Annotated in this window: 8 protein-coding genes; all 8 read left to right on the top strand. The window is 39.4% G+C overall.

Annotation, left to right across the window (positions count from 1 at the left end; translation table 11 throughout):
* The first annotated feature begins 20 nt into the window (after positions 1 to 20).
* Positions 21 to 1,760, top strand: coding sequence for a RagB/SusD family nutrient uptake outer membrane protein (locus tag AC1HCU_RS07200; RefSeq protein WP_286860849.1), 1,740 nt, complete (start codon positions 21 to 23; stop codon positions 1,758 to 1,760).
* A 20-nt stretch (positions 1,761 to 1,780) separates the two neighbouring features.
* A complete protein-coding gene (locus AC1HCU_RS07195) occupies positions 1,781 to 4,909 on the top strand; it encodes a SusC/RagA family TonB-linked outer membrane protein (RefSeq protein ID WP_480370864.1) in 3,129 nt (1,042 codons plus the stop codon).
* Positions 4,910 to 4,919: 10 nt separating this feature from the next.
* Positions 4,920 to 6,629: a RagB/SusD family nutrient uptake outer membrane protein gene (locus AC1HCU_RS07190; RefSeq protein ID WP_480370861.1), complete on the top strand. Its 1,710-nt coding sequence runs from the start codon at positions 4,920 to 4,922 to the stop codon at positions 6,627 to 6,629.
* Between the two features lie 21 nt (positions 6,630 to 6,650).
* On the top strand, positions 6,651 to 7,580 hold the full coding sequence (locus tag AC1HCU_RS07185; protein ID WP_480370858.1) for a hypothetical protein: 930 nt from the start codon (positions 6,651 to 6,653) through the stop codon (positions 7,578 to 7,580).
* Positions 7,581 to 7,918: 338 nt separating this feature from the next.
* Positions 7,919 to 9,289: a sulfatase family protein gene (locus tag AC1HCU_RS07180; RefSeq protein WP_480370855.1), complete on the top strand. Its 1,371-nt coding sequence runs from the start codon at positions 7,919 to 7,921 to the stop codon at positions 9,287 to 9,289.
* 318 nt (positions 9,290 to 9,607) lie between these two features.
* Complete coding sequence (locus AC1HCU_RS07175; protein ID WP_414703295.1) at positions 9,608 to 11,011, top strand: sulfatase family protein; 1,404 nt, start codon at positions 9,608 to 9,610, stop codon at positions 11,009 to 11,011.
* A 19-nt stretch (positions 11,012 to 11,030) separates the two neighbouring features.
* Entirely contained in the window at positions 11,031 to 12,656 is a 1,626-nt protein-coding gene (locus AC1HCU_RS07170; protein ID WP_480370853.1) for an arylsulfatase, read from the top strand.
* A 6-nt stretch (positions 12,657 to 12,662) separates the two neighbouring features.
* Complete coding sequence (locus tag AC1HCU_RS07165) at positions 12,663 to 14,357, top strand: arylsulfatase (RefSeq protein WP_480370850.1); 1,695 nt, start codon at positions 12,663 to 12,665, stop codon at positions 14,355 to 14,357.
* Positions 14,358 to 14,374 lie beyond the last annotated feature (17 nt).

Here is a 14,374-nt window from a genome sequence, read left to right as displayed (position 1 = left end):
AAAAAATAAAAAATAAACACATGAAATTTAATATTATACATAAGATATTTTTATTGGCGATAACTTCATCTTTGTTCACCGGATGTAATTATCTGGATGAGACTCCTTATGACTGGTCACAACCGGAGGATGTTTTTTCGATGGAAGCCAATTATGTCAGACCGGTAAATCAGGCTTATAGTTATATAAGAGGTGGGTTTAATTCAATTTCAGGTTCGTTTCTTGATGCTGCAACGGATGACGGAATGTCCACTATAAATAGTTCGTCAATTCATAGATTGTCGAGAGGATATGTAAGATCGAACAGCCCGGTTCAGAGTTCCTGGAATAATTCTTACCAGGGTATAAGACAAGCCATATTCGCGCAAAAATATCTTACCGAGATAGAATTGGTACTTAACAAAACAACGCCTGAAGAGGTTATTGGAATCAAAAACACCTATATTGGAGAGATGTATGGTTTAAGGGCATTGTTTGAATTTGACCTTTTGAAGCACTACGGCGGGTATCCTATTATTGATAAATATTATGCATTGGGTGATCCGGAATTAAATGTCATTGAGAGGAGCTCATATTCAGATTGTGTTGCTCATATTGTCAACCTGTGTGATTCTGCAATAAAGTATTTGGATGTGACTCCAATTGGCGGAAGTGGGGGATATGGAAGAATGACAAAAGGTGCGGCACTGGCTATTAAAGCAAAAACGCTTATTTTTTCAGCGAGCCCTCTTTTTAATCAGTCAGGAAATTCAAACAAGTTAATCGGACATGTAAACAGTAACGAAGCAGAGGTGTCCAATCGTTGGGCTATTGCTGCGGCTGCCTGTGCAGAGGTCATAAACCTCAAGAATCAAAGTGGTTCAAATGTTTATTCGTTACATGCCAATTATGAAAAGTTATTTACTACTTCGCCAAACAGTGAATATATAGTATTTGTGGGTGCCTCTAAATCAAATGGTCTGGAAAACCGGCAATATCCTCCCAGTCTATCCAGAAATTTGGGAGGTGGTACAGTACCTACACAGGAGTTTGTGGATGCATTTACTATGGTCAACGGGTCAGCGTATGTAAGGGATGATTTGTCAGTCCAGTATAACAACAGAGATCCTCGTTTTAACGTTATCGTCGGCTATAATGGTTCTACATATGGTAAATTAGGGAAAATATATACAAAACTTGGAGAGGATGCAACATCTGATGCCCTTAATGCAGTCATTGACAGATCTACCAATACAGGATATTATCTGAAAAAGTTTTTAGACTTTAATATTAATTTCTCTCTGGCTAATCCGGGTAATACATTTCATCTTTTCCCCATTATTCGTTTGGCCGACGTTCTTTTATTATACGCAGAAGCTATGAACGAAGCTTATGGACCGGATACCGATCCGAATAATTTTGGGCTTACAGCAAAAGATGCGGTTCTTACTGTTCGTTCCCGTGCAGGATTCAAGTCAGATGACCAGTTCCTGAATGGTGTAACTACAAAAGAATCGATGCGTGAGAAAATCAAAAATGAACGCAGAATAGAATTATCTTTTGAGGAACAGCGTTATTTCGACGTAAGACGTTGGATGGATGGAGATAGATTGAATCAGCCTGTTACTGGAATCAGAATAATACAAAATGGTAATACCTTGGATTATAGCAATTTCACAGTTGATGATTTACGCAAATTCAGCCCTCATATGTATTTGCATCCAATTCCTTTGAATGAAATAAAGATTTCACCACAAATTGTTCAAAATCCCGGATGGTAAAATATGATAATTTTTAATATATGAGAAATATAGTTTTAATTTTAGTTTTTATTTGCTGTTCAACAGTTATATTTTCACAAACCAAGATAAACGGGGTGGTGAAAGATGCAACCGGGGACGTACTAATTGGTGTAACGGTCATGCAGAAAAATACGTTGAATGGTACGGTAACAGATTTAGATGGCCATTTTGAGCTAAAGATAGATAACACCAAAGAACCCGTTCTTCAGTTATCCATGATCGGATTTATTACCGAAGAAATAAATGTGGCAGGTAAGGTAAATATTGATGTTACCTTAAGAGAAGAGACCATAGGGTTAGAGGAAGTCGTTGTTATTGGCTATGGAACTCAAAAAAAGGTTTCTGTAACTGGTGCTATTTCAAATGTAACATCAGAAGAGATAAGCAATACCCCTGTTTCGAGTGTTACGAACTCTTTGGCTGGCCGTATTCCCGGTCTGGTAACACGCCAGGTAAGCGGCCGCCCGGGCGACGATGGTTCACAGCTATTTATCAGAGGAACAGCGACATTTAATAATTCTGAACCTTTGACGTTGGTTGATGGTGTTGAACGTGCTTTTAATCAAATTAACGCGGAAGACATTGAAAGTGTATCCGTATTGAAAGATGCCTCCGCAACAGCAGTTTATGGAGTAAGGGGCGCCAACGGAGTTATTCTTATTACTACCAAAAGAGGGGCTGTAGGAAAGTCTAAGATTGGATTTACCGCTGAATATGGAATTACAAATTACAACAGATTAACAAAGGCATTGAATGCGGAAACCACCTCTCTTTTCCAACGGGAGGGTACGATAAATATGGGACTCGATCCTTCGAAGTTGTCCAACACCAGTAATTTTCCAGTGTCTGAATATGATAACTATTTATATAGAACGCAATTAAGCCCTTTTACTCATCCTGATAATGATTTTATAGAAACATTTACAAAACCTGGTACCCAGCAAAAATATAACATCAATATTTCGGGTGGTAACAATATAACCAAATATTTTGTTTCCGTTGGTTATTTCACCCAACAGGGCATGTTTGAATCCAGAGTAAGCGAATTGAGAAAAAGGCCTGTTATAAAAAATTTACTGGAACTGTCACCCCAGGTCGACGCAGCATTAAAAGACCAGGGTTATGATGCTTCCTATTATTATAACCGGTTGACTGCACGTTCTAACATCGATATTTCATTATCTGAGGATCTGAAAGTGGGAGTAAATATCTCTTACCTCTACAGAAAGCAAAACCGGCCGGCTACGTATGACGGACTTAATAGTAATGCGGAAGGATTGCGACTGTTTGCCTCTTTTTACAGAAATGCTCCCCAGGCTTTTCCTCTTATGAATCCTAATGGTAGTTTTGCTGGTGCTATTGGTGTATGGAGACAGAATCCACTGGTCACCATAGCTCATACAGGTTTTCGTTCCGATTATGACAACCAGTTAGAAACCACCCTTAATTTTGATTATAATCTTCGTAAGATTTTCAAAGGATTGTCTCTGGATGGGAGATATGCATTTGATGTGAATTGGAGCAATTGGCGGGGTATGCAACAGAGACCTTATCTTTATTCCTATAATCCGGTAGACAATTCATATTTGCAGGGCCTTGCTGGAGTATTGCCATTTCAGGGTTCAGGGAATGCGGCAGCTATATACGATCAATATATGGAGGTGGCACTCAGATATTCAGGAATCATAGAGGATGTCCACAGCCTTTCCGGTGTGGTGTTAACTAATTTTACTTCCACATCATCTCCGGGAGGACAGTATTCCTATGTTCCACATGTCTATCAGGCATTGATAGGGCGTATTAATTATGATTATGACAACAGATATCTTGCTGAAATCAACATGGGCTATAACGGTTCCAATCGCTTTGCCAAAGGCAGGAGATACCATCTTTTCCCTGCTGCGTCATTAGGTTGGGTGATAACAAATGAAAGTTTTATGCCACAATCTGAAGTTCTTAATTTCATGAAATTAAGAACCTCATTAGGGCAGGTAGGAAACGACAGGCTTGGTGGTTTTTCATATTATTATAAATCAACATATGTGAATGGAGAATCCTACTCATTTGGAGAAACACCCAATCCTAAAGTTGTCGGATTAAGAGAGGGGAGAATGGCAAACGAAAATATTACATGGGAAACGGCTACAAAATATAATGTAGGCGTGGATACCAAATGGCTTGATTCTAAATTGTCTTTTTCAGCAGATATTTTCAAGGAGCAACGCAAAGATATATTAACAGAACCTGCCCGCTACATCATAGCCTCGGGTGTAACAAATCTGGCCCCGGAAAATTTAGGTGAGGTAACTAACAGCGGTTATGAACTTGAATTAGGATGGCAAAGCAACAGGAAAAAAGATTTTAATTATTTTGCTAAAGTTACCTATTCTTACGCCAAGAACAAGATTATTGAGATGAGTGAAGCCAGAAAACCGTTTGATTATATGTATCTGACGGGACAATCAGTGGGTCAGTTTATGGGATATAATTTTGATGGTTTTTTTAATTCTTATGAGGAAATAGCCGCTTCACCCCAGCAGTTTGGATTGTCCAATTTAGCTCCCGGAGACATTAAGTATAAAGATATAAATGGAGATGGTATCATTGATCAAAATGATCAGACTCCAATCGGATACAGTAATTTACCTCAAAGAACATATTCTTTGTCGACCGGATTGAATTATAAGGGATTTGACTTAAGTGTCTTGTTTCAGGGTGCATCGCACAGTTCCGTTTATATGGCAGGTGATGTAGGTTGGGACAACAGCTGGGGAAATTATTTTGAGGAACATCTTTTCAGATGGACACCTGAAACTGCTTCTACTGCTACTTATCCGCGTTTTTTACAAAAATCTGACGGCAACCATCAGAATTATTTTCTTTCGGATTTCTGGCTTAGAGATGGTAAATATCTAAGATTGAAAAATATCCAGATCGGATATAATGTTCCAAAGCGTACAGTATCACGTACTCCGATGAATTCAATCTATCTTTATGCAAATGCATATAACTTGTTTACGTGGGATAATGTAAAAAGAATTGATCCTGAGTCAAATCCCGACAGGAATATTGGACAATTTTATCCTCAACAGAACATTATTAATTTTGGATTGAAAATTAATTTTTAATTTCGCAAATATGATTAAGAAAATATTTTATATACTTTCACTTATCTTGGTTATAGGATGTAGCAACGAAGGTTTGCTCGATGATACGGATCTTGATGAGTTAACGCTGGAGAAGGTTTTTAGTGATACTGAAAATACGCGCAGTGCGCTATATGACCTGTATGGAAGAATGAGAGAAGTTGAAAATAATAACAGTGGTAGTTTTTCTCGTTTAATGTCCATGAACGTTCAGGTTGCAATGCTTGATAATGCCACCGATGACGGAGCCGGCAATACTACAAGAAATGCAGGACTTGTGCCGGGAATCCAGCGTTATATTGCCGGAGCTATTACCGGAACTACGAATCCCGTAGTTGGTACTCATCCGTGGACATTTTATTATACTGCAATTCGCAATGCCAATATATTCTTGGCAAACGTGAACAAATCACCATTAACAGATTCGGAAAAAACAAGTAGTGCCAATCAAGCCCGCTTTTTAAGGGCTTACTATTATCATGAATTATTTCGTTGGTTTGGGCCACTTGTGATATCAACAGAACCGTCAGATCCTTTTGCATTTGAAGATACCAGACGCGAATCACTGGCGAATACTGTAGAATTCATAGTGAACGAATTTGATACGTTATCAATGGAAGGCAAGTTGCCCGATAAATGGGAAGGTAGTGACTATGGTCGTGCTACGAGAACAGCAGCCATGGCTTACAAGGCACGTACCTTGCTATACGCTGCCAGTTCGTTATATGAATCGTCGGGCGTTAAATGGGAAGAGGCTGCCGAGGCGGCGATGGATGTTATTAATTATTCAGAGGCCAAAGGTCTTCATTCATTGTATATTCATTCTGATGAACCGGAAAAAAGTTATACGAGATATTTTAATGAAAGGAGTAATCCCGAAAATATTTTAGTTTACCTTCGTGCTCCTGATAATGATCTTTACAATTTATTTCCGGCCTTTAATCCCTGGAATGTGAATAAAGAACTTACAACTGTCCCCACACAGTGGCTTGTAGATAGTTACGATATGGCCGATGGCTCAGAGCCCATTGTAGGATATAATTCAGATTATAGTCCTGTCATAAACCCGAATTCCGGTTACAACGAACAGAATCCTTACAAAAACAGAGACCCAAGGTTTTATCAAACCATTCTGCATCACGGGATGACATGGCCAAAAGTGAATAATAAACCCGCTAAAGTTGATATTACAACTCCAAACAACTGGGGTAGCGGATATTTTTTGGTAAAATTTCTGGATGATAGAATAGATCATCGTACCGGAGGCCAAACTTCTATGAATTTTATCATGATGAGATATGCGGAAGTCCTCCTTAATTATGCAGAAGCAGTTAATGAAGCTTCAGATACGCAGGCCGCGAGAACAAAAGCTGTGGAACAGTTAAACCGTATAAGAAAAAGAGCCGGCATAATAAATCCGATAAATGCTTCTGACTATACTCAGAGTACACTAAGAGAGAGAATTCGTAAAGAACGTCGAGTTGAATTGTGTTTTGAAGAACATCGCTTCTTTGATATAAGAAGATGGAAAATTGCCAACGATGTGATGAACAAACCGGCAATAGGGATTGCAATTGAAAATGGTAATTTCACACGTAAAGTTCTTGATAAAAGAAATTACAACGAGCGTATGAATTTGGCTCCACTCCCAAATAATGAAGTCAACAACAGCCCTTTAATATTTCAAAATCCAGGTTATTAATATAATAAATAATATACAATCATGAAAAAAATAGTTTTATCAATATTTGCTATTATCTTTTTTGGTGTTTCGTGCAGCGATGACAATTTTACTGTCGATTATACTCCTGAAGTGGTTATTCAGTTTAAGGGAGTCGATGAAAGCAATATTCACACTGTGGATAAGGGAGTGATGTCATACACTACAACGATCGGCGTGAGAGCAAGTAATGAAGCAAAAATCAGTTCTTTTGAAATTTATGATGCAAATGCCGAAACAGGTGCTGCCGGAACATTGATAGAAGAAGAGTCTAAATTTTTTGAGGATGGAGTTACCAATTATGAGAAAGAATATACAATTGATAATTTGACGGAAAACAAATGTATAAAAATTATTGTAACAGATATTTCAGGCAATGTATTTGAGAAAAATTTGCTTGTGAAGATAACACCAAGTGTGATTTTTTCGAAACCGGTGAATATAGAGACCGTAGAAAATTATTACGGACCTTATTTTGCATCCTGGTATTCCGGAAGGGTTTATATGAGAAAAGATGGTAAGTACAAAGATGAAATTGATTTTTCCCTGGGTGATATTGTCGATGATGCAAGCCAAACCATTATTCCTTCATTCGTCAATCCTTCCAAAAGACAAGATTACAAACTATTAACGATGAGTGGACTGCAGTCTGCCAAATTTGAACTGACTGATTTAACCAAAGATCAGTATATGAATATAACGCAGGTAAATGCTGAGTTAATTAACTCATTGCCAGATCCTCAAAAAGATGTAATCAAGATCGAGAAAGATAAAATATATCTTTTTAAAACTGCAAATGGAAAAAAGGGACTTATTCATCCTTCTTCATTAACAAAAACAAGCGGAACCATTGAGGACGTAAATGAAAAGTGGATCGAAAACACAAGTTACCATCAAATTACATTATCAACAAAAACTATAATGACGAATTAATTTGAGATCATATGAAACTCGTATTAATCATGATCTTGCATGATTAATACGAGTTCCCATATGATACCATTGAAGATTAACAATTTTAAGTCATATGAAACGAGCATGAATTGCTTTGCAATCGACATAGTCAAAACTAATTACATCCAATGTGATGATTAAAAGCGAAAGGTTGCCTCCGGCTATCATTTTCAATGGAAGTCGGCGATTTCGCTTCGCTCAATTCACTAAAGTTAGTCATTTGCTCGCTATGGCAAAGATCAAGTAAACTTGACTTTGCTCATTTAGCTTAACGCAGATGTTTCATACACCATAATGTAAAAAGATATTTTAATCGTATGAAAAATAAATCCTTGTTTTATCTGTTAGGGGCTTCATTTGTTACTTCGGCCTGTACTACAGGAGAAAATATTAATTACGAACGGCCCAATATAATTTTCATTCTTTCTGATGATATGGGAATAGGAGATTTGAGTATTTACGGCGGACAAATACTCCCGACTCCCCACATTGACAAAATGGCACAGGAAGGTATCTTTTTTACTCAATATTATTCTGCTTCGCCAGTCAGTTCCCCTTCCCGAGCCGGTTTGCTTACCGGAAAACATCCTGCAAACTGGAATATTACAAGTTATCTCCAGACTAGGGCTGGAAATAAAGATGCAGAGATGGTCGATTATCTTACAGTGAAAGCACCCACCTTGCCGCGAGCATTGAAAGAAGGAGGATATAAGACTGCTCACTTTGGTAAATGGCATTTAGGTGGAGGACGTGATGTATATGATGCCCCTTCCATAAAAGAGTATGGATATGACACCTATTCAAGTACATATGAAAGTCCCGATCCTGATCCTTTATTAACGGCTACCGATTGGATATGGTCAAAAGAAGATAGCGTGAAGAGATGGAACAGGACTGCCTATTTTGTTGATAAAACTCTGGAATTTTTAAAGGAAAATAAAGGGAAACCATGCTTTATAAATTTATGGCCTGATGATGTACATACCCCATGGATTGGGAATAAAGAGGAAATGGATTTAGCTCCTAAAGGTACAAACAGTAAAGAGAATTTAAAAACCGTACTGAAAGAATATGATTATCAGATAGGACGCTTGTTGAGTTCTTTAAAGGATGAAGGGCTCGACAAAAATACGATCGTTATTTTTACGAGCGATAACGGAGCAGCCCCGAGCTTTCAACACATAAGAAATAATGGGTTGAGAGGTCAAAAAGCTTCCTTATTTGAAGGAGGAATCAGGATGCCGTTTATTGTATGGGGACCAAAAGCCAATGTACCCGTTGGAAAAATAGACACCACAACCGTAATTAGTGCCCTTGATATGTTTCACAGCCTTTGTGCTATCACGGATACTCATGTTCCAAAACAATTCGACAGTGATGGTGAAGATATGAGCAAAGCTATGTTAGGTGCACCACAAGACAGGGAGAAATCAATATTTTGGGAATATAAAAGGAATGACAGCCAGGCGTTCCCGAAAGCAATGGGTGCCGATGCGAGTCCAAATGTGGCAATTCGTAACGGGGATTGGAAACTTTTGGTGAATCAAAACGGATCTGATGTTATGTTATTTAATTTAAAAGAAGATCAGTTCGAAAGAAACAATGTCAAAGATAAATATCCGGAGATTACTGAAGATTTACAAAATCAGGCCATAGGGTGGAGAAATAGTCTGCCAAATTTAAAGTAAGTATAAAATCCTTACCCGTAAAAATGTGAGATCGATGTTGCAATCTTTATTGCTTGCGATATCATCGTGGGCACTTTAAATTAGAATTCATCGGGAGAAAGATTCGTCGTCGGAATCTTATCCCGATGGATAAGTTTATAAGTTCAGCCAAAGCAAGGGGTATTGCACATGCCGCCGATCATCATAAGCTTTTTCCGATCCCGCAGACTGAGATAAATGCCAATTCACTATGTGTACAGAATCCGGGCTATTCGTCAGGTAAAGATAACTGATAGATACGCCTAATAAAGAATTCTTTAATGTGATTTATTAATTCTGATTTCTTCCCTTATGATACGAAAATCTGTTTATACTGTAGCTATCACCGGACTATCGATATTTTCATTGTCTGCACAAAAATCCCATAAACCCAATCTGGTATTGTTTATGGCGGATGATTGCTCTCATTACGACATAGGCTGTTACGGGAGTGTTGATTCCAAAACGCCCCACATCGATAACTTTGCCAGTGAAGGAATGCGATTTACGAAAGCGTACGAGGCGGCTCCGATGAGTTCTCCAACCAGGCATAACCTGCTAACCGGCTTATGGCCGGTGAAAACAGGTGCATATCCCAATCATACAATGGCAAGAGAGGGAACCTTAAGCATCGTTCAGCATTTAAAGCCCGCAGGTTATAAAGTAGCACTAATAGGAAAATCACATGTAGCACCTTCTTCTGTTTTTGATTGGGATTTGTATGTGGATACCTCGAAAGGAGGTGACCTGAACTTCGACGCAATTGACAACTTTATCAGTGAATGTCGGTCGGAAGGTACTCCCTTTTGCCTGTTTGTCATGTCGAGGCAACCGCATACGCCATGGAATAAGGGAAATCCCAGTCAGTTTAATCCGGAAAAAATTAAATTACCTCCATTTTATGTCGATATTCCGGAAACGAGAGAAAAGTTCTGTGATTATTTGGCTGAAATAAATTATATGGATGCTGAATTCGGTAAATTGCTTAAAATTTTGGATGAAAAAAAGGTCAGGGATAATTCCGCGGTAGTTTTTTTAAGTGAACAGGGAAATAGTCTGCCATTTGCCAAATGGACTCTTTACGAACCAGGAGTGAAATCGGCCTGTATCGTAAGGTGGCCCGGAGTTGTTCAATCCAGTACAACCTCCGATGCCATTGTGGAGTATGTGGATATTTTACCTACATTCCTGGAAATGGCAGGAGCAAAGGCGCAAGGTGAACTGGACGGGAAAAGCTTCCTTGGCGTACTGACCAACAAAAAGACCGAACATAAGCAGTATACATTCTCTATTCATACCACACGTGGAATTTTCGGCGGGAGTGAGTATTTCGGTATCCGCGCGGTTGCAGACAAGAAATATCGCTATATCGTAAATCTTACACCGGAAATGACTTTCCAGAATACGGAGACTGCAGGTAAATTATTCAAGCGATGGAAAGAGGTGGCTGAAAACGATCCGTTTGCAGCGATGATAACCCATAGGTATCAGCATAGGCCGGCCATTGAGTTATATGATATAGAGAATGACAGTTATTGTATGGAGAATATTGCTGATTTGCCCGAAAATGCTTCTATTGTCAAAAGAATGGATCAGGTTCTGAAGCAGTGGATGAAGGCGTGTGGAGATGAGGGTCAGCCGACAGAAATGAAAGCCACCGAGCATCAGTTCCGGAATTCCAGGGGACAGATAGGAGAAGAATAGATTTTACATTCAACATAAGATGAATATTACAAAAATATCAACAATTTCAATTGCGGTGACCTGTTCAATGAACGGGTTTTCCCAAAGACCCAATATTATTCTGATCATGTCGGACGACATGGGATATTCTGATCTTGGATGTTACGGAGGAGAGATCAGTACACCCCATCTCGATGCGTTGGCCCGTAAAGGGGTAAGATTCTCTCAGTTTTATAATTCGGGCCGGAGCTGCCCTACACGGGCCTCTCTGATGACGGGACTTCATCCTCATCAGACGGGAATAGGGCATATGACAAATGATCCGGAGAATCCTGTCGCTTTCGATATTAACCTTCCCGGTTATCGCGGCTTTCTGAACAGGAACAGTGTAACCATCGCAGAGGTATTGAAAGAAGCCGGATATACTACCTTGATGACTGGGAAATGGCACCTTGGCATGCATAAGAAAGAACAATGGCCATTACAAAGGGGATTCGACCGGTTTTACGGAATTCTGGCGGGAGCTACCAACTTTTTCAAGCCGACACACCCAAGGGGTATTACTCTTAACAATAAGGAGATGACCATAAGCGATCCGGATTATTATACCACAAATGCTTTTACAGATTATGCTGTAGATTTTATCAGGGAAGCCCGTGAAACGGATAGTGACCGGCCTTTTTTCCTTTATTTGGCCTATAATGCTCCTCATTGGCCTATACAGGCGCCGCAGGAAATTGTAGATAAATACAAAGGCAAATATATGAAAGGGTGGAGTGTGTTGAGACAAGAAAGATATCGCCGGATGGTGGATATGGGGTTGGTAAAACCAGGCGACTTGTTTTCACCTGACGATTCAAAAAGTTGGGAAAGTCTGGATGAAGATAAGAAAAAAGAGATGGATTTGCGTATGGCTATCTATGCTGCCCAGGTTGAACAGATGGATACGAATATCGGAAGATTGATGAACTATCTGGAATCTAATAATTTGGCAGAGAATACAATCATCATTTTTCTTAACGATAACGGAGCATGTGCAGAAGGAGGTATGCTGGGAGGAGGACCGGCTACTCAACTTGAAACCAAAGAAGGTTATTTCCTTACCTATGGACAAGCCTGGGCCAATGCTTCAAATACTCCCTTAAGAAGGTACAAGCACTGGGTGCATGAAGGGGGAATATCTACACCTTGTATAGTTTCATGGCCTGGTGGTATCCCTGAAAAAAATGAGGGAAGTATACTCGGGGAATTTGCTTACCTTCCCGACATTATGGCTACCTGTGTTGACCTCGCAAAAACCCGCTACCCAAGGAAATATAAGGGGAACAGTATTCATCCGTTGCAGGGAAAAAGCTTTATGAGCCAGTTAAGGGGAAAGGATAAGCCTGTGCATAAAGAACCTGTTTTTTGGGAACATGAGGGTAACAGGGCTGTTCGGTTAGGAGATTATAAACTGGTAATGGCATGGGATGACAAAAAACCTGAAAATTGGGAGTTATATAACGTGAGGAGAGACAGGACAGAAATGCTCGATCTCTCGAAACAAATGCCCGACAAAGTGGAAGAAATGAAAAAAATGTGGTATAAATGGGCACAAAATTCTATGGTAGAAACGGATTGGTCAAGGATACAGGAATTAGAGAGTGCACAAAGAAAAAAGAATTAAAAACTTATGCAAAAGATTATATTTAATTTACCCGAAATAAAACCCAAACACATTTTATTGTTGGGTGGCGTTTTATTCGCATGTTCCGGAAAAAGTCAGGCGAAGAATGATTCCAGGCCTAATATTATTCTCATATTAGCTGATGATCTTGGCTATTCAGATCTCGGCTGTTACGGGAGTGAAATTGAAACACCAAACCTGGACCGTTTAGCCATGAAGGGAATTCGATTTACTCATTTTTATAATGCCGGCCGTAGCTGCCCAACGCGTGCTTCCTTATTGACCGGGTTATATCCACATCAGGCAGGCATTGGCAGAATGACATTTGACAGCCATAAACCAGGGTATAGAGGTACTATGACTCATAATGGCGTTACTATTGCTGAAATGTTAAAAGAATCAGGATATCAAACAGGCATGGTGGGGAAGTGGCATGTGGCTGAAACACCATTGAGGGAGGATCAACGGCAGTGGCTATCGCATCAGGTCTATTATGATGAATTTGCTCCCAAAAATAACTATCCGGTAAATAGAGGTTTTCAGGACTTTTATGGAACAATTTATGGCGTGATTAATTACTTTGATCCTTTTAGCCTGGTCAACGGAGACAAAGCCGTGAAGACTGTTCCTGATAATTATTATGCAACCATTGCCATGGCTGATAGTGCCGTGTCATATGTCAACAGATACGCGAAGAATGAGAAGCCTTTTTTCCTTTATTTATCCTTCCACGCTCCACATTGGCCACTTCATGCTTTACCTGAAGATATAGCCAAGTACGAGGATAAGTATAAGGCGGGTTGGGAAGCTATCAGAAATGACCGCTTCGATCGTATGAAAAAAATGAAACTTTTTGGGAAGCTGGAGAATTTTCTTTCTCCCCGTCAATTTAATGATAGCTGGTCTGAAAATCCGGAAAAAGATTGGGATGCGCGCGCTATGGCGGTACATGCAGCAATGGTTGACAGAATGGATAAGGAAATTGGAAAAGTATTGGATGCCCTGCAAAAAACCGGAGAAATCGAAAATACATTAATACTCTTCCTGTCTGATAACGGGGCCAGTAATGAAAAGTGCGAGAACTATTCACCAGGAGAAAATGATCGACCTGCAGAAATGCGCAATGGCGAGCCAATCATTTACCCGAGGGAAAAAAATGTATTTCCGGGGCCTCAAAATACATTTTCATCCATTGGGCCAGCGTGGGCAAATGTAGTAAATACTCCCTTCCGTTTCTGGAAAGCTAAAACGTATGAAGGGGGTATTTGTACACCTTTCATTGCACACTGGCCGAAAATGATAAAAGAGGAACAGGGTACAATCAACGGGAGTTATGGTCATATTATTGATATTATGGCAACCTGTTTGGATATCTCCAATGCAAAATATCCGGCGGTATATAATGAAAATCAGATTATTCCTTACGAAGGGAAAAGTTTATTGTCTGTTTTTAAAACCGGGAAAAGAGCACGTCCACATCGTGAAATATGTTTTGAGCATTTCAATGAAAAAGCTTTAATTGACCAGTCAGGGTGGAAAATTGTAATGCCCGCAAAAAGTGAGAAATGGGAGTTATATGATTTGAATAAGGATAGAAGTGAAATGTTTGACCTCTCTGATAAGTATCCAAGGAAAGTAGTGGAAATGGAACAACGTTATCTCAATTGGGAGAAACGTTGCAAGGTTATTCCGAGACCATGAAATGACTAAATAAGCGA

It is taken from the genome of Proteiniphilum sp. LBM24028 (assembly GCF_056629195.1).
This window is presented reverse-complemented; position numbering and strand designations above follow the sequence as displayed.